General features: G+C 70.9%; 25 protein-coding genes. 12 read left to right on the plus strand and 13 right to left on the minus strand.

Annotated features, from left to right (window positions below; genetic code table 11):
• Position 1: 1 nt before the first annotated feature.
• Positions 2 to 1,633, minus strand: a complete 1,632-nt coding sequence (locus ACWC2T_RS00710) for an ABC transporter substrate-binding protein (RefSeq protein ID WP_450668287.1) — start codon at positions 1,631 to 1,633, stop codon at positions 2 to 4.
• A 295-nt stretch (positions 1,634 to 1,928) separates the two neighbouring features.
• Here ACWC2T_RS00710 and ACWC2T_RS00715 point away from each other — a divergent pair, with 295 nt between their 5' ends.
• The 5 genes from ACWC2T_RS00715 (at position 1,929) to ACWC2T_RS00735 (ending at position 6,307) form a co-directional block, all read left to right on the plus strand.
• Positions 1,929 to 2,525 carry an aminotransferase class I/II-fold pyridoxal phosphate-dependent enzyme gene (locus tag ACWC2T_RS00715; protein WP_450668288.1) on the plus strand — a complete coding sequence of 199 codons (597 nt, stop codon included), beginning with the start codon at positions 1,929 to 1,931 and terminating at the stop codon, positions 2,523 to 2,525.
• Between the two features lie 225 nt (positions 2,526 to 2,750).
• Entirely contained in the window at positions 2,751 to 3,497 is a 747-nt protein-coding gene (gene recO / locus ACWC2T_RS00720; protein WP_450668289.1) for a DNA repair protein RecO, read from the plus strand.
• A gap of 18 nt (positions 3,498 to 3,515) precedes the next feature.
• A complete protein-coding gene (locus ACWC2T_RS00725; protein ID WP_450668290.1) occupies positions 3,516 to 4,367 on the plus strand; it encodes an isoprenyl transferase in 852 nt (283 codons plus the stop codon).
• Between the two features lie 39 nt (positions 4,368 to 4,406).
• Complete coding sequence (locus tag ACWC2T_RS00730) at positions 4,407 to 5,738, plus strand: histidine-type phosphatase (RefSeq protein ID WP_450668291.1); 1,332 nt, start codon at positions 4,407 to 4,409, stop codon at positions 5,736 to 5,738.
• A 35-nt stretch (positions 5,739 to 5,773) separates the two neighbouring features.
• On the plus strand, positions 5,774 to 6,307 hold the full coding sequence (locus tag ACWC2T_RS00735; RefSeq protein WP_450668292.1) for a YcxB family protein: 534 nt from the start codon (positions 5,774 to 5,776) through the stop codon (positions 6,305 to 6,307).
• Between the two features lie 5 nt (positions 6,308 to 6,312).
• On the opposite strand, the gene ACWC2T_RS00740 is transcribed toward ACWC2T_RS00735, so the two are convergent.
• The 4 genes from ACWC2T_RS00740 to ACWC2T_RS00755 all read right to left on the minus strand — a co-directional run bounded on the left by ACWC2T_RS00740 (position 6,313) and on the right by ACWC2T_RS00755 (position 9,436).
• Positions 6,313 to 6,729: a Fur family transcriptional regulator gene (locus ACWC2T_RS00740; RefSeq protein ID WP_450668293.1), complete on the minus strand. Its 417-nt coding sequence runs from the start codon at positions 6,727 to 6,729 to the stop codon at positions 6,313 to 6,315.
• Between the two features lie 63 nt (positions 6,730 to 6,792).
• Entirely contained in the window at positions 6,793 to 7,695 is a 903-nt protein-coding gene (locus ACWC2T_RS00745; RefSeq protein ID WP_450668294.1) for a metal ABC transporter permease, read from the minus strand.
• Positions 7,695 to 8,465, minus strand: coding sequence for a metal ABC transporter ATP-binding protein (locus tag ACWC2T_RS00750; protein WP_450668295.1), 771 nt, complete (start codon positions 8,463 to 8,465; stop codon positions 7,695 to 7,697). Before ACWC2T_RS00750 ends, ACWC2T_RS00745 begins: the two co-directional genes overlap by 1 nt.
• Before the next feature lie 11 nt (positions 8,466 to 8,476).
• Positions 8,477 to 9,436 (minus strand): metal ABC transporter substrate-binding protein, encoded by a 960-nt coding sequence (locus ACWC2T_RS00755; RefSeq protein ID WP_450668296.1) that lies wholly within the window; start codon positions 9,434 to 9,436, stop codon positions 8,477 to 8,479.
• A 184-nt stretch (positions 9,437 to 9,620) separates the two neighbouring features.
• On the opposite strand from ACWC2T_RS00755, the gene ACWC2T_RS00760 reads away from it, so the two are divergent.
• Positions 9,621 to 11,003: a glycine--tRNA ligase gene (locus tag ACWC2T_RS00760; protein ID WP_351203141.1), complete on the plus strand. Its 1,383-nt coding sequence runs from the start codon at positions 9,621 to 9,623 to the stop codon at positions 11,001 to 11,003.
• Positions 11,004 to 11,117: 114 nt separating this feature from the next.
• Here ACWC2T_RS00760 and ACWC2T_RS00765 read toward each other — a convergent pair whose 3' ends face one another.
• Positions 11,118 to 11,546, minus strand: coding sequence for a nuclear transport factor 2 family protein (locus ACWC2T_RS00765; protein ID WP_450668297.1), 429 nt, complete (start codon positions 11,544 to 11,546; stop codon positions 11,118 to 11,120).
• Positions 11,547 to 11,631: 85 nt separating this feature from the next.
• Between ACWC2T_RS00765 and ACWC2T_RS00770 the strand changes: the two genes are divergently transcribed.
• Genes ACWC2T_RS00770 through ACWC2T_RS00780 form a run of 3 tightly spaced genes read left to right on the plus strand, consistent with a single transcriptional unit; the run spans position 11,632 to position 13,885 of the window.
• Positions 11,632 to 12,210 carry a TetR/AcrR family transcriptional regulator gene (locus ACWC2T_RS00770; RefSeq protein WP_450668298.1) on the plus strand — a complete coding sequence of 193 codons (579 nt, stop codon included), beginning with the start codon at positions 11,632 to 11,634 and terminating at the stop codon, positions 12,208 to 12,210.
• 41 nt (positions 12,211 to 12,251) lie between these two features.
• Positions 12,252 to 13,262: an aldo/keto reductase gene (locus ACWC2T_RS00775; RefSeq protein ID WP_450668299.1), complete on the plus strand. Its 1,011-nt coding sequence runs from the start codon at positions 12,252 to 12,254 to the stop codon at positions 13,260 to 13,262.
• Positions 13,263 to 13,288: 26 nt separating this feature from the next.
• Positions 13,289 to 13,885: a TetR family transcriptional regulator gene (locus ACWC2T_RS00780; protein ID WP_450668300.1), complete on the plus strand. Its 597-nt coding sequence runs from the start codon at positions 13,289 to 13,291 to the stop codon at positions 13,883 to 13,885.
• Here the strand turns inward: ACWC2T_RS00780 and ACWC2T_RS00785 are convergent.
• Positions 13,866 to 14,144 (minus strand): hypothetical protein, encoded by a 279-nt coding sequence (locus ACWC2T_RS00785; RefSeq protein WP_450668301.1) that lies wholly within the window; start codon positions 14,142 to 14,144, stop codon positions 13,866 to 13,868. The two genes, ACWC2T_RS00780 and ACWC2T_RS00785, sit on opposite strands and share 20 nt — an antisense overlap.
• On the opposite strand from ACWC2T_RS00785, the gene ACWC2T_RS00790 reads away from it, so the two are divergent.
• Positions 14,131 to 14,430, plus strand: coding sequence for a hypothetical protein (locus tag ACWC2T_RS00790; protein ID WP_450668302.1), 300 nt, complete (start codon positions 14,131 to 14,133; stop codon positions 14,428 to 14,430). The two genes, ACWC2T_RS00785 and ACWC2T_RS00790, sit on opposite strands and share 14 nt — an antisense overlap.
• A 176-nt stretch (positions 14,431 to 14,606) precedes the next feature.
• Here the strand turns inward: ACWC2T_RS00790 and ACWC2T_RS00795 are convergent, their stop codons facing one another.
• Positions 14,607 to 14,831 (minus strand): hypothetical protein, encoded by a 225-nt coding sequence (locus ACWC2T_RS00795; RefSeq protein ID WP_388759708.1) that lies wholly within the window; start codon positions 14,829 to 14,831, stop codon positions 14,607 to 14,609.
• 124 nt (positions 14,832 to 14,955) lie between these two features.
• A complete protein-coding gene (locus ACWC2T_RS00800) occupies positions 14,956 to 16,383 on the minus strand; it encodes an MFS transporter (protein WP_450668303.1) in 1,428 nt (475 codons plus the stop codon).
• Positions 16,384 to 16,484: 101 nt separating this feature from the next.
• Between ACWC2T_RS00800 and ACWC2T_RS00805 the strand changes: the two genes are divergently transcribed.
• On the plus strand, positions 16,485 to 17,378 hold the full coding sequence (locus ACWC2T_RS00805; RefSeq protein WP_450668304.1) for a helix-turn-helix transcriptional regulator: 894 nt from the start codon (positions 16,485 to 16,487) through the stop codon (positions 17,376 to 17,378).
• A gap of 50 nt (positions 17,379 to 17,428) precedes the next feature.
• Here the strand turns inward: ACWC2T_RS00805 and ACWC2T_RS00810 are convergent, their stop codons facing one another.
• On the minus strand, positions 17,429 to 18,880 hold the full coding sequence (locus ACWC2T_RS00810) for an MFS transporter (protein WP_450668305.1): 1,452 nt from the start codon (positions 18,878 to 18,880) through the stop codon (positions 17,429 to 17,431).
• Between the two features lie 169 nt (positions 18,881 to 19,049).
• Here ACWC2T_RS00810 and dusB point away from each other — a divergent pair, with 169 nt between their 5' ends.
• On the plus strand, positions 19,050 to 20,180 hold the full coding sequence (gene dusB, locus ACWC2T_RS00815) for a tRNA dihydrouridine synthase DusB (protein ID WP_450668306.1): 1,131 nt from the start codon (positions 19,050 to 19,052) through the stop codon (positions 20,178 to 20,180).
• Here the strand turns inward: dusB and ACWC2T_RS00820 are convergent, their stop codons facing one another.
• From ACWC2T_RS00820 to ACWC2T_RS00830, 3 genes are all read right to left on the minus strand, one after another.
• A complete protein-coding gene (locus tag ACWC2T_RS00820) occupies positions 20,181 to 21,965 on the minus strand; it encodes a CDP-alcohol phosphatidyltransferase (protein ID WP_450668307.1) in 1,785 nt (594 codons plus the stop codon). It lies immediately after the preceding gene.
• Between the two features lie 110 nt (positions 21,966 to 22,075).
• Positions 22,076 to 24,013 carry an amylo-alpha-1,6-glucosidase gene (locus ACWC2T_RS00825; RefSeq protein WP_450668308.1) on the minus strand — a complete coding sequence of 646 codons (1,938 nt, stop codon included), beginning with the start codon at positions 24,011 to 24,013 and terminating at the stop codon, positions 22,076 to 22,078.
• Positions 24,010 to 25,746 carry an MGH1-like glycoside hydrolase domain-containing protein gene (locus ACWC2T_RS00830; RefSeq protein ID WP_450668309.1) on the minus strand — a complete coding sequence of 579 codons (1,737 nt, stop codon included), beginning with the start codon at positions 25,744 to 25,746 and terminating at the stop codon, positions 24,010 to 24,012. Before ACWC2T_RS00830 ends, ACWC2T_RS00825 begins: the two co-directional genes overlap by 4 nt.
• Between the last annotated feature and the right edge of the window lie 114 nt (positions 25,747 to 25,860).

Below are 25,860 nucleotides of genomic sequence, written 5' to 3' on the forward strand. Positions count from 1 at the left end.
GTCAGACCCACTTGGCCTGGAGCAGGTTGATGCCGGGGTAGGGCTGGGCCCTTATGCCCGTGAGTTTGCGGGGATCCCAGGCGGTCATCAGCTCGTTGTGCACCACCGGGTAGAGCACGGCCTGCTCGGCGACGACGTCGATGTAGTCCTGGACGATCGCCTTCTTCTTCTCCGGATCCGGCTCCCGGGTGGCCCGGTCCATGTCCTTGAAGAGCCGCTGGGCGACGGGGTCGCCGGCCCACCGGGTGTATCCCATCCACAGGTTCTGCGGCCCGTAGTTGTAGTGCATGATCAGGTCGGCGTCGAGCCCGAACTGATTGGGATTGGAGGCCGCGGCGACGACCTGGTAGTCCTGCTTCTGGTCCATCTTGGTGAACACGGCCGTGGTCTCCTGCGGCGCGAGGGTGGTCTCCACGCCGATCGCGTCCCAGGAGGACTTGATGGTCGGCAGACAGTCCACGATCCAACTGACGTTCACAGCAAGGAGGTTGACCTTGAGGCCGCTGACCCCGGCGGCTTTCAGCAGAGCCTTCGCCTTGCCCGGGTCGTAGTCGTAGACGGTCTTGGCCCGCCGGTAGGCGGGGTTGCCCTCGTTGAGGAACGAGGAGGCGGGCTTGCCGTGCCCCTTCAGGGCGACCTGCACCATCTTCTCGGTGTCGATGGCGTAGTGCAGCGCCTGCCGCACCCGCACGTCGTCGAAGGGCTTGTGCCGGGTGTTGAACATCAGGAAGAGGTTGTTCATCCCGGCGCCACCGGCGACCTTCAGGCCCCCCTGCTCCAGCCGCGCGATGTTGGCGTACGGGATGTTGTCGGCGATCTGTGCCCCGGCACCGCTCCCCGAGATCTTCGCGACCCGCGGCGCGGCATCCACGATGGTCAGCCAGTTCATGCGCTTGAAGGCGGGCGGGCGGGGCCCGTTGTAGCCGGCGTACGCCTCGAAGGTGGTGTTGGACTTCGGGTGGTGCGCGGTCTGCCGGTACGGCCCCGAGCCGACGGCCAGCCCCCTGATGGCGTCGTCCCAGGCGCCGGGCCTGGAGAAGACGTGCTTCGGCATGATCTTGGCCAGGGTGAGCCGGGAAAGCCCGTCCGGGAAGGGGAACTTGAGCACGAGCTCGACGGTGCGCGAGCCGGCCTTCCTGACACTGCCGAGCCAACTGGCGAAGAACCCCTTGGCGAGGGTCTGGGTGCCGGGGTCGAGGATCCGGTCGAAGACGAACACGACGTCGTCGGCGGTGACGGGCCTGCCGTCGTGGAAGGTCGCGCCCGAGCGCAGGGTGAACCGCCAGGTGGTGGCGTTCGGGTGCGTCGGCACCTCAGTGGCGAGCGCCGGATACGGCACCCGGGTGATCGGGTCGGTGTCCAGCAGCCCCTCGTAGACATGGTTGTTGGCCGCCATACAGAACGCCGAGGCCGTCTGCGTCGGATCCCAGCTGCCGTCGTTGCCGTAGCCGATCACGGCGGTCAGCGTCCGGTCCTTGCCGGTGCCGCCGCTCCCGGTGTCGTTCGTGGACTGCGGCCCGGAACAGGCGCTCAGCGCGGGCGGCAGGGCGGCGGCCAGACCGAGCGCACCGACACCCTTCAGGAAGGACCGGCGGTGCGGGGCGGGCACGTCAGGGCTTACGTCGTCACGCACGGGTCCTCCAGGGAGGGTGGAGATACGACGTCCTACGTCCGGTTCGGTCAGCGTGACCATAAAAGCGCCGATAGGGGCGGTCAAGGGGGCGCACGCGAAGAGGGGCCCCGGCTCCCGTTCGGGTGAAGATCAGCCGGGCCGCACTGTGAGCAGCGACTCATCGACCGGTCGAACCCCGCCTGAACTGGGGCCATTCATCATCCGCATCAATCTTGCGGACCCCGTATTGGTGTATGGAGCACTTATCTGCCTGTACTGACCCGGCACAACACGCACCAAAACGGGGATGACGGGAATGTACGAAGACCTTCTGGCGGCCGAACTCGACAAGCTGCGCACCCACGGGCAGTACCGCGAGTTCGTCGACATCAACCGGCGGGCCGGGGAGTACCCGAGGGCGCTGCGGCGCGCCGCCGACGGGAGCAGCCACCAGGTCACGGTGTGGTGCAGCAACGACTACCTGGGCATGTCCCAGCACCCGAAGGTGCTGGACGCCATGCACCGGGCGGTGGACGAGTACGGCGCCGGATCGGGCGGTTCGCGCAACATCGGCGGCACGCACGCCCATTACGCGCGGCTGGAGTCCTCGCTCGCCGACTGGCACGGAAAGGAAGCCGCCCTGGTGTTCCCCACCGGGTACGGCTCCAACGACGCGACCCTGCAGTGCCTGCTGCGGGTGCTGCCGGATCCGTACGTCGTCTCGGACGAGCTGAACCACGCGTCGATCATCAACGGCATCCGCAGCACCAAGGCCGCCCCGCCGGCCACCCTCCACTACGTCCGCCCGCGCACCAACCCGCACCCGCACGCCGCCACGCTGGAAGACGCCCTCCTCACCCGGGCGGCGCCGCGGTCCCGGCAGCCGGCGCGGGCCGGGAAAGCCGCCGCCTGACCCGCGTCCCGGCGAGGCCGGGCGTGAGTGAGGTGACGGTCACCCGTTCCCGCTCGATCGCCTGGAAGGCCGTATCCGGTGCCGGGTCGTCGAGGAGGACCACCCTGCCACCCGCCGCGAGCGTGCCGAGGATGCCGGGACCAGCCTCGGCGGTGGGGGGCCCGACCGTCTTCAACATATTGTTTAGCGGCGTCTGCGGGGGAGGGCGTGGGTGAGAATGGGCCCATGACTCTGTTCCGCGACGACGGCATCGTGCTGCGCACCCAGAAGCTGGGTGAGGCGGACCGGATCATCACGCTGCTCACACGCGGTCACGGGCGGGTACGGGCCGTGGCCCGGGGGGTGCGGCGGACGAAGTCGAAGTTCGGGGCCCGGCTGGAACCCTTCTCCCACGTCGACGTGCAGTTCTTCGCGCGCGGGAGCGAACTGGTCGGGCGCGGGCTGCCGTTGTGCACGCAGAGTGAGACCATCGCGCCGTACGGTGGCGGGATCGTGACCGACTACGCGCGGTACACCGCCGGGACGGCCATGCTGGAGACCGCCGAGCGGTTCACGGACCACGAGGGGGAGCCGGCGGTGCAGCAGTACCTGCTGCTCGTCGGGGCGCTGCGCACCCTCGCCCGGGGCGAGCACGCGCCGCATCTCGTCCTCGACGCCTTCCTGCTCCGTTCCCTCGCCGTCAACGGCTACGCCCCGAGTTTCACCGACTGCGCGAAGTGCGGCATGCCCGGACCGAACCGGTTCTTCTCCGTGGCCTCCGGCGGCTCCGTCTGCGTCGACTGCCGGGTGCCCGGCAGTGTCGTACCGTCGCCGCAGACCCTGGTGCTCCTCGGTGCGCTGCTTACGGGAGACTGGGAGACGGCGGACGCGTGCGAGGCGCGGTACGTCCGCGAGGGCAGCGGGCTGGTGTCCGCCTACCTGCACTGGCATCTGGAGCGCGGGCTGCGTTCGCTCAGGTACGTCGAGAAGTAAGAGGGAGACGAGAAGCACATGGTCGTACGCGGGATCCTGGGGCGCCAGCGGCGCGAGTACAAGGCGCCGGAGCCGCACCCGTCCGGTGCCCGCGCGCCCAAGCTCCCCGGCGAGCTGGTCCCGAACCACGTGGCCATCGTCATGGACGGCAACGGCAGGTGGGCGAAGGAGCGGGGGCTGCCGCGGACCGAGGGGCACAAGGTCGGCGCCGAGCGGGTGCTGGACGTGCTCCAGGGGTCGATCGAGATCGGCGTCCGCAACATCTCCCTCTACGCCTTCTCCACCGAGAACTGGAAGCGGTCGCCCGACGAGGTCCGCTTCCTGATGAACTTCAACCGCGACTTCATCCGCAAGACGCGGGACCAGCTCGACGAGCTCGGCATCCGGGTGCGCTGGGTGGGCCGTATGCCCAGGCTGTGGAAGTCGGTCGCCAAGGAGCTGCAGGTCGCCCAGGAGCAGACGAAGGGCAACGACCTGCTCACGCTGTACTTCTGCATGAACTACGGCGGCCGGGCCGAGCTCGCCGACGCGGCGAAGGCGCTGGCCGAGGACGTGGCGGCGGGGCGCCTCGATCCGTCGAAGGTCAGCGAGAAGACCATCCAGAAGTATCTCTACTACCCCGACATGCCGGACGTGGACCTCTTCCTGCGGCCCAGCGGCGAGCAGCGTACCTCCAACTACCTGCTCTGGCAGAGCGCGTACGCCGAGATGGTCTTCCAGGACGTGCTGTGGCCCGACTTCGACCGCCGTGACCTGTGGCGGGCCTGCGTCGAGTTCGCCTCCCGCGACCGGCGGTTCGGCGGTGCCGTCCCGAACGAGGAACTCCTCGCCATGGAGGCCGCGATGAAGGGCGACGAGTCCACCTCGTAGCCACCCCCGGTTCACCCGGGCTGCCGAGGATGCGGGGGCATGAGACGTCTTCCGCCTGTCCTCGCCCTCGGCGCCCTGCTCCTCACCGCGTTACCCGCGCACGCCGCCGACGGCCTCGCGCCCCGCGAGAGTTACGGCACCAAGGCGCCGTACGAGCCCGAGCAGAGCGCACAAACCTACCAGCGGCCCCCGGCCGGTTACGCCGCCGTCTTCACCGAGAACGTCTCCCGGCACGGCTCCCGCGCGGCGACCGGCAGCGAGGACGGCGACCTGATCCTCGGGCTGTGGGACAAGGCGCAGGCCGAGGGCCAACTCACCAACAAGGGCGAGGAGTTCGGGCCGACGGTGCGGGCGCTCACGGCCGCCATGGAGAAGGTCGGGTACGGCAACCTCAGCGGGCGCGGCCGGCAGGAGATGCGGGACACCGCGACGCGCATGGAACAGCGGCTGCCCACGCTGTTCGAGGACATCGCCGACCAGGGCGAGAAGATCGACGTGGTCAGCTCCGGGCAGGGGCGGGCCGTGGACAGCGCGGGCGAGTACACCGGGGCCCTCGCCGCCGCCGACCCCGTGCTGAAGCCGCTGATCGGTCCCACCCGCACCGACAAGGACCTGCTGTACTTCCACAAGGCGGCGGGCGGGGCCGCCTACCGCGACTACATCGCGAACGACCAGCGCCTCAAGGACACGCTGAACGCGATCACCGACCAGCCCAGGACGCACGAGGCCGCGCGCGGTGTGCTGCGCCGGATCTTCAAGGAACCCTTCGTCGACGGGATCACCGACCAGGTCGGCGCCGCGCAGGCCGTCTACAACCTGTACGCCATCGCACCGGCGATGACCGAGGAGAGCCCCGCCCCGGACGGCAAGGGCTGGGACATGGACCGCTACATCTCGCCCGCGGACGCCTCCTGGTTCGGCTACCTCTCCGACGCGGAGGACTTCTACGACAAGGGCCCGGGGTTCTCCGACAGCGACATCACCTACAAGATGGCCGGCGTCCTCCTGGACGACTTCTTCCGGCAGGTCGAGGCCAAGCGCGCCGGCACCAGCGACCTCGGCGCCGAGCTGCGCTTCACCCACGCCGAGGAGATCATCCCGCTGGCCGCGCTGATGGGGCTGCCGGGCAGCACGAAGCCGGCGACGCCGGGGGAGCCGTACACCTACGCCGACAACCCCTGGCGGGGCGCGTCGGTGGCGCCTCTGGGCGCGAACATCCAGTGGGACGTGTACGAGAAGGACGGCCGTTACGTCGTCCGCATGCTCTACAACGAGCGGGAGGTCCCCTTCAGGGCGGGGTGCCGTCCGATCGCGGAGGGCAGCGCCTTCTACGACATCGACGAGCTGGAGCGCTGCTTCGGGCGCGGTTGATCACCGTACGGGGACCGGCTGTACGATTCCGCCTCATGGTCATGGACATGGGGCGGGACGCCGGACAGGGCGTGGTCGAGCTGGCCTACCAGCCGACCGTGGACGACTACACGGCGGCCCTGCGGGAGCGTCGGCGGGTCAGCAAGGCGGGACGCAGGCAGCGCCGGACGGCTGTGGTGGCACTCGTCTGCGGCGCTGTGGGCATCGCGATCGGGCTGACCCAGGGGCATGTACCGCTGTTCCTGATGATCTGGTTCCCCACCTTTGGCGCCCTGCTCCTGCTGTCGCCCTGGTTGCAGGCCCGCCAGCTTTTCCGTCTCGCCGAGCGCCACGGCGCGCACCGCGTGACGGTGACCGAGGCCGGGCTCACCATGACCACCCAGAACGCCTCCACGACGGTCAACTGGGTAGCGCGGCCGCGTTACCGGGAGAACAAGGAGGTGTTCGTGCTGTTCGGCGACGACAAGAACGCGGCATGCCTGACCGTGCTGCCCAAGCGTGGCCTCGCCGGTCCCGCCGATGTGGACAGGTTGCGGGCGACCCTCGACCGCAACCTGCGGCGCGCCTAGGAAACTCAGATGTCCTGAGCCGCGCAGTCAGCACAGGTGCCGAAGATTTCGACCGTGTGTGCCACGTTGACGTAACCGTGTTCCGCCGCGATCGCCTCCGCCCACTTCTCCACGGCCGGTCCCTCGACCTCCACCGCCTTGCCGCAGACACGGCACACGAGGTGGTGATGGTGTTCGCCGGTGCTGCAGCGGCGGTAGACCGACTCCCCGTCGGACGTGCGCAGGACGTCGACCTCGCCGGCCTCGGCGAGGGACTGCAGGGTGCGGTAGACGGTGGTGAGCCCGACCGAGTCGCCCTTGTGCTTGAGCATGTCGTGCAGTTCCTGCGCGCTGCGGAACTCCTCGACCTCGTCGAGGGCCGCCGCCACGGCTGCACGCTGGCGGGTCGCGCGGCCCTTCACGGGCGGTCCAGCGGTCGTCACCGTTGTCTCCTCACGTCTCGCTTCTGCCCGGGCGGCCATTGTGCCAGCCCGGGCTGTCAGCAGTCAGACGCCGATCTTGCTCCCGGCCTCTCGGGTGGCCGGAATCGAGCACTCTGCCGGGTCTCCGGCGGGCCCGGCCGCGGCCGCCGCGCGGGCGCGTCGGCGGGCCAGCGGCGTGGCCAGGGCGGTCAGGGCGACGAACGCGGCGATGGTCAGCAGGACGATTGTCGCGCCGGGCGGCACGTCCTGGTAGTACGAGGTGATCGTGCCGCTGACGGTCACGGCCACCCCGAGCGCGACCGCGATCACGAAGGTCGCCGTGAAGCTGCGGGTGAGCTGCTGCGCCGCCGCGACGGGTACGACCATGAGCGCGGACACCAGCAGCAGGCCGACCACGCGCATCGCGACCGTGACCGTGACCGCCGCCGTGACCGCTGTCAGGAGGTTCAGTGCGCGTACCGGCAGGCCGGTGACCCGGGCGAACTCCTCGTCCTGGCTGACCGCGAACAGCTGGCGGCGCAGGCCGAGGGTGACCAGGACCACGAACGCGGCGAGCAGGCAGATCGACACGACGTCCGACGGCGACACCGTCGACAGCGAGCCGAACAGATACGTCGTCAGGTTCGCGTTGGAGCCGGTCGGCGCGAGGTTGATGAACATCACGCCGCCGGCCATACCGCCGTAGAAGAGCATCGCGAGGGCGATGTCGCCGCGGGTCCTGCCGTACCAGCGGATCAGTTCCATCAGGACCGCGCCGAGGATCGAGACGGCCGTCGCCATCCACACGGGGGACGTCGACAACAGGAAGCCGAGGCCGACACCCGTCATCGCCACGTGCCCGATGCCGTCGCCCATCAGGGCCTGGCGGCGCTGGACCAGGTAGATGCCGATCGCGGGCGCCGTGACGCCGACCAGGACGGCGGCGAGCAGCGCCCGTTGCATGAAGGCGTAGTTCAGGAAGTCCATCAGCTCAGCAGTCCCGTCCGCAGGGGTTCGGAACCCGCGGGTGCGTGCGGGTGTACGTGGTCGTGGCCGGGGAGCGCGTGCTGGCCGACGGCCTGCGTGGGCGGGCCGTCGTGCAGGACGCAGCCGTCGCGCAGGACGACCGCCCGGTCGATCAGGGGCTCCAGGGGGCCCAGCTCGTGCAGCACGAGCAGGACCGTCGTACCGGAGTCGACCTGCTGCTTCAGCGTGCGGGCGAGTACCTCCTGGCTGGCCAGGTCGACGCCGGCCATCGGCTCGTCCATGATCAGCAGTTCGGGCTCGGCGACGAGGGCGCGGGCGATCAGCACGCGCTGGTGCTGGCCGCCGGACAGGGCGTTCACCGAGTCCTTGGCGCGGTCGGCCATCCCGACCAGCTCCAGGGCCTGGTGCACGGCTTCCCGGTCGGCCCGGCGGAAGACGCCGAAGCGGGTGCGGGACAGGCGCCCGGACGACACGATCTCGGTGACCGTCGCGGGCACGCCGCCCGCCGCCGTCGTGCGCTGCGGTACGTAGCCCACGCGCGCCCAGTCGCGGAAGGCGCGCCGCTCGGTGCCGAACAGCTCGACCGTGCCGCCGCTGACCGGGACCTGGCCGATGATCGTGCGGATCGCCGTGGACTTGCCGGAGCCGTTGGCGCCGAGCAGCGCGACGACCTCGCCGCGGCCGACGGTGAGGTCGATGCCGCGCAGCACGGGACGCGCGCCGAGTTCGGCGGTGACCCCGCGCAGGGATATGACGGGTTCGCTGGTCATCTCGTGTCCCCTCACTTCGCGCCCAGTGCCTGCCGGAGCGCCTTGAGGTTGGCCTCCTGGACGGAGAAGTAGTCCTTGCCGCGGGACTTGGCGGTGATGCCCTCGATCGGGTCGAGGACGTCCGTCTTCAGGCCGGCGTCGTTCGCGATGGTCTTCGCGGTCCTGTCGCTGACGAGCGTCTCGTAGAAGACGGTGGAGACGCCGTCGGCCTTGGCCAGGGTCTCCAGGTCCTTCACGCGCGCGGCGCTGGGCTCGGACTCGGGGTCGAGGCCGTTGATGGCCTCCTCGGTCAGGCCGTAGCGCTCGGCGAGGTAGCCGAAGGCGGCGTGGGTGGTGATGAAGACCTTGGTCCTCGTGTGTGCCAGGCCGTTCCTGAACTGCGCGTTCAGGTCGTCGAGCTGCTTGACCAGGGCCGTGGTGTTCTTCCGGTAGTCGGCGGCGTGCTTCGGGTCGGCCTTCTCGAAGGCCTTGCCGACGCCCTCGGCGACCTGGGCGTAGCGCACCGGGTCGAGCCAGATGTGCGGGTCCTTGCCCGCGGACTCCTCGTTCTTGTGGGTGTCGTGCGCGGCCGCGTGGCCGCCGACCTCGTTGCCGTGCTGCTCCAGCGTGGTGAGGGAGGCCGCGTCGATCTTGGTCTTGACCGGGGACTGGGCCACCGCGTCGTCGACGGAGGGCTGGAGGTTCTTCAGGTAGAGGACCGCGTCGGAGTCCTGGAGCGAGGCGATCTGCTTGGGGCTGATCTCCAGGTCGTGCGGCTCCTGGCCGGGGGAGGTGAGACTGGTGACGTGGACGTGGTCCCCGCCGATCCGCTCGGCGAGGAAGGCCATGGGGTAGAAGGACGCGACGACGTCGAACTTGCCGGTGTTCGCCGCCTCCGCCCTGTCGCCGGAGCAGGCCGTGAGGGTGCCGAGGCCGAGGGCGGTCACGGCGGTGAGCGCGGCGGTGGGTATGAGGCGTCGTCGTGCGTTCATGACAGTCATTTTCAACAAATATGGAAACCGTTGTCAAAAAAGACCGGTAAGGGGCCGGTGAGAGCCCGGGAGGCGGGCCGGGGGAGGGGGCCGATTTGGTCCGGGGGGAGCCTGCGCCGGTAACCTGAATCATTCGCTGGAAGCATCTCGCTTCAACGCCCGTCGTCGTAATGAAGAGAGCACCGTGGCCGCCGACAAGATCGACACCATCGTCAGCCTGAGCAAGCGCCGTGGCTTCGTTTTCCCGTGCAGTGAGATCTACGGCGGACAGCGTGCCGCCTGGGACTACGGACCGCTGGGTGTCGAGCTCAAGGAGAACATCAAGCGCCAGTGGTGGCGCTACATGGTGACGTCGCGCGAGGACGTGGTCGGTATCGACTCGTCCGTCATCCTGGCCTCCGAGGTCTGGGTCGCCTCCGGCCATGTCGCCACCTTCACGGATCCGCTGACCGAGTGCACCGCGTGTCACAAGCGGTTCCGCGCCGACCACCTGGAAGAGGCGTACGAGGAGAAGAAGGGCCACGCCCCGGCGAACGGCCTGGCCGACATCAACTGCCCGAACTGCGGCAACAAGGGCCAGTTCACCGAGCCCAAGCAGTTCTCCGGTCTGCTCTCGACGCACCTCGGCCCGACCCAGGACAGCGGCTCCGTCGCCTACCTGCGCCCCGAGACCGCCCAGGGCATCTTCACCAACTTCGCCCAGGTGCAGACCACCTCGCGCCGCAAGCCGCCGTTCGGCATCGCCCAGATGGGCAAGTCGTTCCGCAACGAGATCACGCCGGGCAACTTCATCTTCCGTACCCGCGAGTTCGAGCAGATGGAGATGGAGTTCTTCGTCAAGCCGGGCGAGGACGAGAAGTGGCACGAGTACTGGATGGAGCAGCGCTGGAACTGGTACACGGGCCTCGGTCTGCGCACTGAGAACATGCGCTGGTACGAGCACCCGAAGGAGAAGCTCTCCCACTACTCCAAGCGCACCGCCGACATCGAGTACCGCTTCCAGTTCGGTGGCTCGGAGTGGGGCGAGCTGGAGGGTGTCGCCAACCGGACCGACTACGACCTCGGCGCCCACTCCAAGGCCTCCGGCCAGGACCTCTCCTACTTCGACCAGGAGGCCGGCGAGCGCTGGACGCCGTACGTCATCGAGCCCGCGGCGGGTGTCGGCCGCACCATGCTGGCCTTCCTGCTCGACGCCTACGTCGAGGACGAGGCGCCGAACGCCAAGGGCAAGATGGAGAAGCGGACGGTGCTGCGCCTGGACCACCGTCTGGCCCCGGTGAAGGTGGCCGTGCTGCCGCTGTCCCGCAACCCCGAGCTGTCCCCGAAGGCCAAGGGTCTCGCCCAGGCGCTGCGGCAGCACTGGAACATCGAGTTCGACGACGCCGGCGCGATCGGCCGCCGCTACCGGCGCCAGGACGAGATCGGTACGCCGTACTGCGTGACCGTCGACTTCGACACGCTCGAGGACAACGCGGTCACGGTGCGTGAGCGTGACTCGATGAAGCAGGAGCGCGTGTCGCTGGACCAGATCGAGGGCTACCTCGCCGGCCGTCTGCTGGGCTGCTGACGTCCCCTGAGGTTGCCGTTCCGGGGGCTCCGCCCCCGGACCTCCGGCCTGCGCCCACCCCCACCCGACTCGGTCGGCTGGAGGGTGGGCGTTCTGCATTGTGGGAACCCTGCGTCACGACCTGGCCGCCGCCATCCCCGCGCCGTCCATGTAGTCCCGGACCCGCGTGAGCAGGCCGTCGTGGACATGCAGGACCAGGAGGCCCGGGACGCTGAACGAGGCGCCGGTGGCCGGCAGTGTGCCCAGTACCGTCTGCTCGGCGACGAGCACTCCGGGCTCCATGGTCTCGTAGGTCGCGACCCTCCTGATCTCCTCCACCCGGGCGGGACTCGCTCCCCAGGCCGCCCGGTACCCCGCGCGCACCGCCTCGCGCCCCTCGAAGCGCGAGGGAAAGCCGGGGGAGGTGAAGGGGAACTCATGCACCGCGTCCATGGCGTACAGGTCGGCGAGGTCGTCGGCGGACATGTCGAGCATGGCGCGGTAGTAGCGGTCCAGCACCTGGCGTGGGGTGCGCGGGGCGGGTGACTGAAGGTCGTCCGGCACGGGTCGCTCCATTCGCTCAACGGGCGTTGACCCAGCCAGCCTAGGAGTCGGCCGCCTGTTCGGTCAACGGCTGTAGAGTGAACTCATGTCAGCCCCTCACCAGACCCGCGCCGAACGCCGCCGCGCCACCGAGGCGCGCATCCTCGACCGTGCCCGGGAGCTGTTCGCCGAGAAGGGGTTCGACCGCACCACCATCCGCGCCGTGGCGACCGCGGCGGGCGTCGACCCGGCGCTGGTCATGCAGTACTTCGGCTCCAAGCGCGAGCTGTTCACCCGGGCCGTGCAGGCCGTTCCCGCGCTGCCGGCGGCCACCGACGCCGACGCGCTCGTCGACCAGTTGCTGACCACCCTCGGTCTCAAGCTGGGCGGCCTTCCCGAGGGCACCCTGGCGATGCTGCGCTCCATGCTCACCGACCCGGCCGCCGCCGAGCAGGCCCGCGAGGCCCTGGGCCGGCAGGTCGAGGGCGTCGGCGGCGCGCTGCCCGGGGCCGAGGACCGCGAGCTGCGCGCCGCACTGCTCGTCACCGCCTTGCTGGGCGTCACGATCGGCCACCAGCTCCTCGGCCTGGCCCCGCTGCGGAACGCCCCCGCCGACCGCGTCGCCGCGCTGCTCCGGCCGGCGATCAAGGCCCTGGCGGAAGAACCCCTGACATCTATGGAATGACAGATATTGAAATCTGTCAGCTGTCATGGCACGGTGGAGCCATGACGATGCGAACCCGAACCCTCGGAACCACCGGCCCCCTCACCTCCGCGCTCGGCCTCGGCTGCATGGGCATGTCCGCCCTCTACGGCGACGCCGACCGCGCGGAGTCCGTCGCGACCATCCACGCCGCCCTGGAAGCGGGCGTGACCCTGCTGGACACCGGCGACTTCTACGCCATGGGGCACAACGAGATGCTCATCGGCGAGGCCCTGCGCACCGCCCCGCCCGCCCTCCGCGAGCAGGCCCTGACCAGCGTGAAGTTCGGCGCCCTGCGCGACCCGGAGGGCAACTGGAGCGGCTACGACGGCCGCCCCGCCGCCGTGAAGAACTTCGCCGCCTACTCCCTGCAGCGCCTCGGCGTCGACCACATCGACGTCTACCGGATCGCCCGCCTCGACCCGGACGTGCCGATCGAGGAGACCGTCGGCGCGATCGCCGAACTGATCGAGAAGGGGTACGTCCGGCACGTCGGCCTGAGCGAGGTCGGCGCCGAGACCATCCGCCGGGCCGCCGCCACCGCCCCCGTCGCCGACCTCCAGATCGAGTACTCGCTGATCAGCCGGGGCATCGAGCAGGACATCCTGCCGACCACCCGCGAACTGGGCATCGGCATCACGGCGTACGGCGTGCTCTCGCGCGGGCTGATCTCCGGGCACTTCTCCCGCGACCGGCAGCTGGCCGCGAACGACTTCCGCGCCCACTCGCCCCGCTTCCAGGGCGAGAACCTCCAGCACAACCTGAACCTGGTCGAGGCCCTGCGCAAGATCGCCGAGCAGAAGGGCGTGAGCGTCGCGCAGATCGCCATCGCCTGGGTGCTCTCCCGTGGGGAGGACATCGTTCCGCTCGTGGGGGCCCGTACCCGGGAGCGGCTGAGCGAGTCGCTGGGCGCGCTGGACGTCACCCTGGAGGCGGCCGACCTGGCGGCGATCGAGGAGGCCGTGCCGGCGGACGCGGCGGCCGGCGACCGCTACCCGACCGCGCAGATGGCACACCTCGACAGCGAGCGCTGACCATGGCTGCAGGTACGGTCTAAGGCATGGCACCGCCCTCTGAGACCCTGACCGCCGAACGCATCCTCGAAGCCACCGAGGAGGTGCTGCGCCGCCACGGCCCGGCCAAGGCCACCGTGGTCGACGTGGCCCGCGCGCTCGGCGTCAGCCACGGCAGTGTCTACCGGCACTTCCGCACCAAGGCGGCCCTGCGCGAGGCGGTCACCAAGCGCTGGCTGGACCGGACGTCGGCGAAGCTCGCCGGGATCGTCGTGGCGGACGGCACGGCCGAGGAGCGGCTGCGGGCCTGGCTGGCGGCGCTGTTCGAGGCCAAGCGGCACAAGGCGGGCGACGATCCCGAACTCTTCGCCACCTACACGGTGCTGACCGACGAGAACGGCACGGCGGTCGGCGAGCACATCGCCGACCTGACCGGCCAGTTGACCCGGATCATCGCGGACGGAGCCGGGTCGGGCACCTTCCCGGTGCCCGACCCGGCCGCCGCGGCCCGAGCCGTCTTCCAGGCCACCGGCCGCTTCCACGACCCCTGCTACGCCCGGGAATGGACGGCTCCCGGAGTCGACGAGGAGTTCACGGCCGTCGTGGACCTGCTGGTGCGGGGCCTCAGCTCACCGTCACGGTGACCGGCGAGGAGTGGAACGTGCCGGACCTGGTCGCCACCCGCACGTGATGGGTGCCCTTGGCGGTGAAGGTCCGCTTGATCGTGTAGCGGCCGTTGTTGCCGACCACCGTCCGGTAGTTGAGCGTGGCCCACTTGCCGTTCACCAGGTGCTGGAGCACCAGCGTGGAGCCGCGTCTGACGCCCGTGGCCCGGCCGGTGAACACCACCGTGTCCCCGACCTTGATGGCCGTGCGGTTGGCCGCGACGGTGATCGAGCCCATCACGGTCGGCATCCGCGACGGTTTCATGGTCGGCCTGCCGGTGCGGGTCACCGAGGGCCTGGCGGTCGGCGTCCGCGTCAGCGAGGGCCTGGCGGTCGGCGTCCGCGTCAGCGAGGGCCTGGCGGTCGGCGTCCGCGTCACGTTCGGCATGCCGGTGCGGGTCGTCGTGGGGCTGGGGGTCGTCGTGGGGGTGGGGGTCGGCGCGCTGGGCGCGGCGAAGGCTCCGGTCGTACCGCCGGAGAGCAGCGCCACGGACAGAACACCGGCGCCGAGCGCGCGGCCGTAGCGGTGGTGGCGGAGTTCGGAGTTCATGGTCATCTCCTGTCGATCGCTCGATCGGACGTCTCCCAGGCTGCGCCGACTTCGCTCCGTCGGCCACTCGAGACGCTGCGTGTCCGCCCTTCGATCAAGCAAATGCGCAGGTCAACCCCGGGTTTCCCGGGTTCGTCGACGCCCGCGCGCTCAACGGGAGGGCTGCCGGGCCGCCGCCGGATCCACCGTCGCCTGATGGGCCTCGGCCAGATGCTCCTCCGCCTTCAGCCACGGCAGGAACTGGGCTCCTCTGCGCCAGCCGCACGTGTCGCATCGGATCGTGCGCTGCACCCCCGTGCGCTGGACCCGGACGACGTGCTCCCGGCCGTGCTGGTCCCAGCGGCTGACCTTGCTCGTGCTGTTGTCCTGCGCCATGACGCCTCGCGCCTCCTCGGCTCCTGTGGCACACCCGGCCGGGACAGGAGTGTGCAGCAAGACGAACATCAACAGGGGGAGCTTCACGCGGAGTTGTCCAAGCCGTGGCCCGGCCCCGGCCGCCTCACCCGACCTCGCGCGGCAGCCGCAGGCTGAGCAGCCCGGTCAGCACCACCCCGGCCAACTGCACCAGCAGCGTGGTGACCAGCGCGTCCCGCATGCCCAGGCGCGGCACGAGGGTGAGGAACAGGGTGCCGAGCGTGGCCACACCGAGGGCGAGCGCCGACTGCTGGGTGGTGACCATCACACCGCTGCCGACCCCGGCCCGGGCGGGCGGCACCTCGGACATCACGATCCGGAAGACATTGGGCAGTTGGAGCGCCTGCCCGGCACCGGCCACGGCGGCGCCCGGGAGCAGCGAGCCGAAGTCCAGGTGCGGCCAGTCGCGCCAGGCGGCCAGCACGATCAGCAGCACGCCCACGCCCTGGATCACCGAGCCGGCGGTGACGACCCGGGTGCCGTGACGGGCGGTCAGCCGGGGCCCGGCGAGGGAGGTGAACAGGAACACCACCGCCATCGGTGAGAGCGCGAGCCCGGCCGCGACCGGACCGAGCCCGGCGCCCTGCTGCAGCGCCAGCGCGATGACGAACATGAACCCGCTGAAGCCGATGGAGAACGGCAGGATCAGGACCAGACCGCGCCGCAGCGAGGCCAACGCCAGCAGGCTCGGCGGCACCAGCGGCGTCCGCCCCGCCCGGTCCGCCCGCCGCTCCACGGTCCAGAAGGCGCCGGCCGCGAACGGGAACGCGGCCAGCGACAGCCAGGTCCACAGCGGCCAGCCCGCGGCCCGGCCCTCGGTGAGCGGGGCGAGCAGCGTCAGCAGGGACACCGCGAGCAGGACCGTGCCGGGCCCGTCGACGGGCTCGGGGTGCGGCGAGGTGGTCTCGGGCACGACCCGCACGGCGAGGGCCAACCCCAGTACGACCACGGGCACGTTGACGAGGAACACCGCGCGCCAGCCGGTTCCGGCGACATCGGCGGAGACGAGCACCCCGCCGAGTATCTGCCCGGCGACCATGGACAGTCCGGCGGTCGCGCCGTACAGGCTCATGGCCTTCGCGCGGCGCGCGCCGCGGGTGGTGGCCTGGATGGTGGCGAGCACCTGCGGCAGCATCGCGGCGGCCGAGGCGCCCTGCGCGACCCGTGCCGCGACCAGGCTCCAGGCGCCGGGCGCAAGACCGCAGGCCAGCGAGGTCAGCCCGAACGCGGCCATCCCGCCGAGGAACAGCCTGCGGCGCCCGAACAGGTCCCCGAGCCGCCCGCCGAGCACCAGCAGCACGGCGTACGCGACCCCGTACCCGGCCACCACCAGCTCCAGCACGGCCTCGCTCGCGGCGAGATCGGTGCCGATGGCCGGCAGGGCGACATTGACGATGAAGAAGTCGACGAGCGGCAGCGCCGCGGCCAGCAGTACGGTGAACAGTCCTGGCCCGCCGAGTGCGGGCGGTGCGGCTGTCGCGCGGACGGCCGGTGTGGTGACGGTTTCACTCATGTCCCCGAGCCTGCGCCACCGCGCAGACTGGTACCAGAGTGTCCTGATCCTGGTACAAGAACTACCTGGCAACAGGATGAGGGGGCGGGCACCCTGGAACCATGACCACCATGGCCACGGACCGCAAGACGTCCGCCCCGCAGCCGCCGACCCGTGGCTCGGACATCCGCCGGCACGAGCTGGCCGCGTTCCTGCGCAGCCGCCGCGAGCGCATCAGCCCCGAGCAGGTGGGCCTGCCGCGCGGGACCCGGCGCCGTACGCCGGGACTGCGCCGGGAGGAGGTCGCCCAGCTCTCCGCGGTCGGCGTCACCTGGTACACCTGGCTGGAACAGGCCCGCGACATCCAGGTCTCCGTGCAGGTCCTGGACGCACTCGCCCGTGCCCTGATGCTGGACGCCAGCGAACGCGCCCACCTCTTCCAGCTGGCCGGCACCACCGACCCGACCCCCGCCGCGAGCTGTGCGAGCGTCACCCCGGCCCAGCGCGAGCTGCTGCGCCGGCTGGAGCCGATCCCGGCGTGCATCCAGAACAGCCGGTACGACATCCTCGCCTACAACCTCACCTACGGCCGCCTCCTGTGCGACCTGGACGCGATACCGGCGGAGGACCGGAACTGCATGCTCCTCGTGTACACGAACAAGGACTGGCAGTCCTCGGTCGTCCACCTGGAGGAGACCCAGCGGCTGATGGCCGCCCGCCTGCGCGCGTCCATGGCCGGCCACCTCGGCGAGCCGGCCTGGAAGATGCTCCTGAAGCGGCTGACGGCGGAGTCTCCCAAGTTCCGGGAGAACTGGGAGCGTTACGAGGTGGTCGCGGCCCGCACCAAGACCAAGGAGTTCCTCAACGCCCACGTCGGCCACCTCAAACTGGAGCACACGGACCTGTGGCTGAGCCCCGAACACGGCCCCCGCATGGTGACGTACACCCCAGCCGACGACCAGACCCGTGAACGCCTGGAGAGGCTGTACGACATCGCCTGCGCGGCCGGCGCCTGAGACAACCGGGGAAGAGGGGGACCGACGGCGCCGCCCCCGCACGGGAGCGCTCAGCCGCGGTTCGAGGTTGCCACGGTCTGGCGGATCTCCGAGGACTTGAGGGTCTCGGCCGCGCGTTCCGCCGTGCGGTGGGCCCAGCGGCCGCTGGTGAGGAGGCCGAGGAGGAGGACGGCCAGGCCGCAGGCGGTCAGGATCCACCAGCCGGGGCGGGCCGCGGAGACGAAGGCCTGCTTCATGGGCGACGAACCGATCCCGGAGGCCAGGACCGCGCCGACCACCGCCACGCCGAGCGTCTGGCCCAGTTGCCGGCTCGTGGAGGCGACCGCGGCGGCGACGCCGGCCTGGGTGCGCGGCATGCCGGAGACGGCCGTGTTGGTGATCGGCGCGTTCACGAAGCCGAAGCCGATGCCGAACAGGACGTACCCGACGAGCAGGCCGGTGTTCGACGTCTCCGCCGCGAAGGCCGCGAAGAGGGCGCCGCTCGCCGTCATCGCCGTACCGGCGACCAGCAGCGGCAGGCGGGGGCCGCGGCTGCCCACCAGGCGGCCGGACAGCGGGGCGCACAGGAAGGTCGGCGCGGCCATCGGGAGCATCCACAGGCCCGCGTGCAGGGCGTCGAGGCCGCGGACGTTCTGCAGGTAAAGCGTGGACAGGAAGAGGAAGCCGCCCAGCGCCGCGAACGCGCTGATCGCGATCACCGTGGCGCCGCTGAACGGAGCCGAGCGGAAGAAGCGCAGGTCGATGAGGGGTTCGGCGCGGCGGGGCTCGTAGGCGAGCAGGGCGAGGAGGGCCGCGAAGGCGATCGCGAAGAAGGGGGCCACCGCGGTCGGGCCGTTCTCCGGCGCCGCGATGATCGCGTACGTCAGCGAGCCGAACAGGGCGATGACCAGGAGCTGGCCGACGGGGTCGGGGCGGCGGGCCTTCGGTGCGCGGGACTCGGGGACGAAGCGGAGGGTGAGCAGGAGGGCCGCGAGGCCGACCGGGAGGTTGATCCAGAAGATCGAGCGCCAGCTCACCGACTGCACCAGCAGGCCGCCGACCAGCGGACCGGCCGCCATCGATATGCCGACCACCGCACCCCAGACGCCGATCGCGCGGGCCCGCTCCCGGGCGTCGGTGAAGGTGTTGGTGATGATCGACATGGCGACCGGGTTGAGCATCGAGCCGCCGACCGCCTGCACCATGCGGAACACCACGAGCAGGGTCAGGCTCGGAGCCACGGAGCAGAGGACGGAGCCGATGGTGAACACCGTCAAGCCGGTCATGAACACCCGCTTGCGGCCGATCCGGTCGGCCGTCGAGCCGGCCAGCATCAGCAGCGAGGCGAGGACGAGCGTGTAGGCGTCGATGGTCCACTGCAGGCCGGAGGTGGTGGCGTGCAGATCGCGCTGCAGGGACGGCAGCGCCACGTTCAGCACGGTGTTGTCCAGACTCACGATCAGCAGGCTCATGCAGCAGATCGCGAGCACGAGAAGACGACGGCGGTGGCTCAACTCGGGCATGGACTCATCGTACGCCTACTTCGATAGTGCGTCTAACTAATAGTGTTCCTAAATAGGGCCCCTAAATGATGTGCGGTACACGATCATCGCGGTCGCCCGGCCGGGCTGTCGGCGCAGTGAGGGACAATGGGTTCTTGCCCGTGCTGTACGTCCGTCCCGGAGTCGTCTGATGACCCACCCGCTGTTCATTGGCCCGCACGCCGTGACACCGCCCGTCGTGCTCGCCCCCATGGCGGGGATCACCAACGCGCCCTTCCGCACGCTGTGCAGGGAGTTCTCCGGCGGTAAGGGGCTGTTCGTCAGCGAGATGATCACGACCCGGGCGCTGGTCGAGCGCAACGACAAGACCATGCAGCTGATCAGGTTCGACGCGAGCGAGCAGCCGCGTTCGATCCAGCTGTACGGCGTCGACCCGGCGACCGTCGGCAAGGCCGTCCGCATGATCGCGGAGGAGGACCTGGCCGACCACATCGACCTGAACTTCGGCTGCCCGGTCCCGAAGGTGACGAGGAAGGGCGGCGGCTCCGCCCTCCCCTACAAGCGGAACCTGCTGCGGGCGATCCTGAAGGAGGCCGTGACCGGTGCCGGTGACCTGCCCGTCACCATGAAGATGCGCAAGGGCATCGACGACGACCACATCACCTACCTCGACGCCGGCCGCATCGCCGTCGAGGAGGGCGTCACGGCCATCGCCCTGCACGGCCGTACGGCGGCCCAGCACTACGGCGGTACGGCGGACTGGGACGCCATCGCCCGCCTCAAGGAGCACGTCCCGGAGATCCCGGTGCTCGGCAACGGCGACATCTGGTCGGCCGACGACGCGCTGCGGATGGTGCGGGAGACCGGCTGCGACGGGGTGGTCGTGGGCCGCGGCTGCCTCGGCCGCCCGTGGCTGTTCGCGGACCTCGTGGCGGCCTTCGAGGGGCGTAAGTCCTTCGCGCGCCCCACACTGCGCGAGGTGGCCGACGTCATGGTGCGGCACGCGACCCTGCTCGGCGAGTGGATCGGCGACGAGTCCAAGGGCGTGGTGGACTTCCGCAAGCACGTCGCCTGGTACCTGAAGGGCTTCGCGGTCGGCTCCGAGATGCGGGGGCGGCTCGCGATCACCTCCTCGCTGGCCGAACTCCGCGCGGGACTGGACGAGCTGGACCTCGACCAGCCGTGGCCGGCCGGCGCGGACGGGCCGCGCGGCCGTACGTCCGGCAACAACCGGGTGGTGCTGCCGGACGGCTGGCTGAAGGACCCCTACGACTGCGCGGGCGTCAGCGAGGACGCGGAACTGGACACCTCCGGCGGCTGATCAGTCCTTCTTCGGGTGCGGTGTCGAGCCGAACGCCGTCAGGAAGCGGTCGCGGAACGCGCTCATCTTCCACACCGGGGCGTTGTGGGCGGGACGCAGACCGTCGGTCCAGTTCCAGCTCGAGATCTTGTCGAGGAGCTTCGGGTCCTTGGCGACGATCGAGACCGGGACGTCACGGCTGGCGTGGTTGCCGCTGGCGTGGGCGTTCGGCTGGTGGTCGCCGAGGAAGACCAGCACGGTGTTCTCGTTGCCGTAGCGCTCCAGCCACTCGGTCAGCGCCGTCACCGTGTACTGGACGGACTTGCCGTACTCCTCCTTGGTGTGCGTGTCGTCGGTGAGGGTGTAGGTGGACGGGTGGCCCGCCTTCTCGATGCCGTTGAAGACCGAGCCGTCGCCCAGCTGGTTCCAGGGGACCATCTTGGGGATCGGCGCCCAGGGGGTGTGGCTGGAGGTGAGGATGAGCAGCGACATCCGGGACTTGCCGTCGGCCGGCTTCTTGCTGTGCACGCGGTCCTGGTACTGCTGGAGCGTGTACTGGTCCGGCATCGTCGACCAGCTGAACTTCGGTCCCTTGTAGCCGAGTTCGAAGGCGTTGTAGACCTTGTCCAGGCCGTACCACTTCTGCTCCGGCCAGGCCTTCTGCACGCCCGGCATGACGCCGACGGTGTCGAAGGCTCCGGTCTTCTTGAAGGCGTCGGTCAGGCTCATGTGGTCGCTGGCCATGACCGTGCGGTAGCGCTGCTGGTCGCTGATCCACAGCCCCGACATGGTGGTGGAGTGGCCGAGCCAGCTGCTGCCGCCGTAGGTCGCCGAGGTCAGCCAGCCGCTCTTGGCGTGGAAGCCGGCCTTGGCCAGCGCCTTGGTGCGGGCGTCGAGCGTGCTGTCCACACCGGGCGCCATGAGCGGGTCCTCGATCGCGCTGCGGCCGTAGCTCTCGATGAACGTGAAGATCATGTCCTTGCCGCGCAGATCCGGGACCAGCTGGCTGCCCGGGGTGTTCCCGAAGGCGTCGACCTTCGCGACCTTCTCGAACTCCGCCTCGTCCTTGAGCGTGGCCCTGATCAGGTGGGCCTGGGCCTTCAACGCGGTGGCGGTGCTGTCGGAGGCGAGCGGCACGCCGGACAGCTGGAGGCCGAGGGAGGAGCAGGTGATCCAGACGACCCCGGCGATCAGCGTGCCCCGGGTGGCGATCGCGGTGTGCCGGGCGAGCAGATTGCTCAACCGGACCATGGCCAGCGCCAGCAGCACGAAGAGGAGCAGGACGACGATGATCACCCCGGCCACGGCCGCGAGGGTCTTCGTACGGCCGAGCGAGTCCTCCAGGTACGACTCCGCGTCGCCGAACAGGCTCCAGTCGAGAACGACGTTGAAATCACGGCCCAGATACTGCTTGAAGCCCATGTCGAGCGCGTTCAGCACGGTCATCGCGCCCAGCGCCACCCCGGACACGGCCGCCAGCACCACCCGCGGCCGGCGCGGCAGTGCGATCATCACGGCCGCGCCGATCACGGCTTCCGCGGGAAGCCGCACGAACTGGTCGGGCGCCAGCTGGTCGACGGAGTTCGGCATCACCAGCGCGGCGATGACCAGGGCGGCGGCCAGGACGGTCACGGTGACGGACAGGGCCTGGGCGGCGGTCGGATGCTCCTCCCGCCGGCGCCGTACCCACGCCCTGCACGCGGTCCAGGGGCGCGGGAAGGGGCGGCGCGGGCCGGGTATGGGTACGGCGGGCTGCTCCGGCTCGGCTTCTTCTGCTTCCGCTACGGCTGATTCGCGCGTGCTCATGTCCTGGGACAACCCGGCGTCCTTCCCTACGAGACCCGTCCAGAGTTCCGTACGGTCATTGCGCGGGGCCCGTTCAGGGTACTGAGCAAACACCGGGCAAATACGGTCCCCTAAGCCCCGCCCACCGCCGTCAACAGGGCGAGCGGTGCCGCGGCGGACCGCGCCTCCCGCACACACGCATGCGGATAGGGGACCGGCTCCGGATGGGTGTCCCTCCCGTACCCGGCCAGCACCTCCGGCAGCCGGCACCCCGCCACCGTCGCCGCATCGACCAGCGAACGCGCCACCGCACGGGCCTCGTCATGCAGCCCGTACCGCGCGAGACCGAGCGTGATCAACGCGTTGTCGTGCGGCCACACGGAACCCCGGTGATAGGAGAGCGGGTGGTACGCCGCCTGCCCCGCGGCCAGCGTCCGCACGCCCCACCCGGAGAAGAAGTCCGGCTCCAGCAGCCGCCGTCCCACCACCTCGCCGTACTCCTTGTCCAGCAGCCCGGACCACAGCAGATGCCCGGCGTCGGAGGCCAGCGCGTCGATCCGGCGGCCCTCGCCGTCCAGCGCGAGCGCCGGGAACGACTGCTTTGGCATCCAGAAGTCCTGCTGGAAACGGTCCCGGAGATCGGCGGCGGCCTGCTCCAGCAGCGCACCGTAGGTCTCGTCGCCCCACACCGTCCGCGCCAGCCACGCCGTGCGGCGCAGCGCGTCGTAGGCGTACCCCTGCGCGCCCGCCGCCATCACCGCGCCGGTGGGCCGGGTGCCGTCGGCGCAGCAGATCGCGCCGGGGGAGTCCTTCCAGTTCTGGTTGGCGAGGCCGCCCTCGTCGGCGCGGTAGACAAGGTAGCCGCGCGTGGTCAGGCCGCCGTGGTCCAGCATCCAGCCGACGGCGGCACGCGCGTGCGGCTCCAGGCGCGCCGCCGGGCCGGTGTCCCCGGTCTGCTCGACGTACGCGCCGAGCAGGATGAGGAACAGCGGGGTCGCGTCGACCGAGCCGTAGTACCGCCGGAACGGCACCTGCCCGAAGTGCGCCAGCTCGCCGTGGCGTACCTCGTGCACGATCTTGCCGGGCTGGGCCAGCGGGGACTTGCTGCTGCCGGTCGCCTGGGTCGCGGCGAGCGCGGGGAGCGTGGCGGCGGCCAGTTCCGGGCGGTACGGCAGCGCGAACAGGGACGTGAGCAGGGCGTCCCGGGCGAGGAGGGTGAGGAACCAGGGGGCGCCGCCGGCCGGGACGCGCAGTGCCTCGTCGTCGGGCCCGCGCGCCGGCACCTGGAGCGCGGCCAGGTCGGCCAGGCCCCGCACGCAGGACGCCGCCAGTTCCGGCCAGCCGGTCGGGAAGGCCACGCCCTCCACGAACTCAGCTTCCCGCGCGCGGAGTTGCTCGTGCACGGCCGCCGGGTCGCGCGGCACGCGCAGGGCGCGCTTCTCGCCGTGCGGCCGGGCCATCACCCGGAGCACCAGCTCGGTCGTGCCGTGCGGCGCGAGGTCGAGGGTCCACACCAGGCGGCGGGCGCCCGTGCCGGTCTCCTCCACGGCGTCGGGCGCCGGGTCCGCGGTGATGGTCGTACGGGACTGCCATTCGGCGCGCCGGTAGGTGAACTCGATGCCGTCGTCGAGGACTTCACGGGAGCGCACGGCGCCGGGCTTGGCGTAGGTGCGGTGGTCGGAGCGGAGTTCGAACTGGTCGGTGAAGTCGGCGTCGGCGGTGATGGCGAGCCGGACCGTGGTCGGCACCGGGCGGTTGCTGGTCACCCGGAGCGATTCGGCGAACGAGCTGTCGCCGACGGCCTGTCGGCGGAAGAGGGTGTGGGCCGGAGGCTCCTGCCGGCCGCCACGCGGGACCAGCACACAGCAGGCCGCGTCGCCGTCCGTGACCGGGGTGAGCACCTCGGGCACCGCGCCGTCGACGGTGAGCTGCCAGCGGCTGAGGTGCCGGGCGTCCCGTACGAACAACCCGTCCGGGGAGCCGCTGCCCCGGACCCCGCTGATGTCGCCCCGGTCGCCCACGGCGGCGAACGTCGCCCCGTGCACGAGCAGATGATGCCGGTCCGTCATCGCCGGTGCCCTCCTTCGTCACTCCTGTCGAACGTGCCGCCGCCCGTGGGGGACACGGTGTGCCCGGGGGGCTTGGAAAGCTCTTTGTGCAGGCCTTTGTGCAGGCCGTCGTGCAGCTCTTCGTGCAGCTCGTGGTGCAGGTCGAGGGCGAGCGCGGCGGTCCAGCCGAAGCCGGTCGCGCCGCAGGCCTCGCCGGTGTACGGGTCGACGTACTCCGCGAAACCGGTGGCCTCGGCGAGCTCCAGCACGGCCGCGCGCAGCGCGTCGGCCCGCTCCCGCTCGCCGTGCGCCCGCAGGCCCCGCTCCAGCAGCCAGCTCGTGTTGAACCAGGCCGGGCCGCGCCAGTACCGGTGCGGGTCGAAGGCCTCGCCGAGGAGGTCGTAGCTGGGCACGAGCCGGGTGCGCCCGCCGAGCCCGAAGTGCGGCCCGCACAGCGTCCGCACCAGCGCTGCGGCGATCTCGCGCGGCAACTCGGGGAGGATGAGCGGAACGAGTCCGGAAACACCGCGCTCGGGGATGAGACCGGGGCCGGCTTGTTCGGGGGTCGGGTCGGCGGTGCTGCGCTCGGGGACCGGACCGGAACCGCCCCGCTCGCGGTTGGGGTCGGCGGTGCTGCGCTCGGGGACCGGACCGGAACTGCCCCGCTCGCGGTTGGGGTCGGCGGTGCCCCGCTCGCGGTCCGGGCCGGAACTGCCCCGCTCGCGGCCCGGACCGGACGCGGCCCGCTCGTGGATCTGCCTCCCGCCCAGCGCAGCGTCCCGCAGGTCCCGGCACAGGAACATCCCGTACGCCGGGTCCCACAGCCGGTCCACCAGGACCTGGGTCAGCCGTTCGGCGCGGGTGTGCCGTGCGGTGCCGGCCGCGCCCAGTTCCTCGGCGATCCGGGCCAGCGCGTGTTCGGAGGCGATGAGCAGGGCGTTGAACGCCGGGTCCTCCACGGCGAACTCCCCGCTGCCGTCGGCATAGCCCGCGTCCCGGTAGTCGGCGGCCAGCCGCACGTACCGTCCGTAGTCCAGATCCGTCGGCCGGTCCTCCGGCGCCCCGTGGGCGAGGTCGGCGCGGCGGAAGGAGCGGGCCGGGGCCGGGGTGATCCGGGCCAGCGGGGCGTCCCAGCAGGGGCTGTTGTCCATGCCCTGCTCCCAGGGGTGGACCACGGACACCAGCCCCGCGCCGCCCAGGTCCCGGCGGTGCAGCAGATAGCGGTGCCAGGCGGCCAGCCGCGGGTACACCCGGGCCAGGAAGCCGCGGGCGTGCGACAGCCCGGGGTCGGCGAGGTGCACCAGCCAGGCCGCGAGCGCGTGTACCGGTGGCTGCACGATCCCCGACGTCTGTACCGTGCGCGGGGCGCCCGCCCTGCGACCGGCGGTGGAGGAGCGCCAGAAGTCGGGGCTGGGGAAGTAGGCGTCGAGGGGCACGGAGGGGTTGAAGACGATGTGCGGGACGCGCCCGTCGGCCCACTGGGCGGCCAGCAGCGTCTCCAGCTCGGTCTGGGCCCGCAGCGGCGACACGTGCCTGAGGCCGATCGCGATGAACGCCGAGTCCCAGGACCACTGGTGCGGATACAGGCTCCGGGAGGGGACCGTCGAGCCGCCCGTCCAGTTCGCGTCGAGCACCTGGGCCGCCCGGAGGTGCAGGGGCGTGCCGGAGACCGGCGGACCACCCGCGGTCTCGTACGGCGAGGGCTTCGCGGGCTCCGCGGGACGGACGGTGAGCTGCGTGCTGCTGCGATCCACTCGGGGCTCCCCGAAGACGAAGACGCCCGGCCGGGCCGACCGGGTTTGGTGTTAACCGTCGTAGAGTTACGTCTATTTAACACGCAAAACCCAATATGTAATGCAGGCTTGAGG

The organism is Streptomyces sp. NPDC001393 (genome assembly GCF_053597455.1).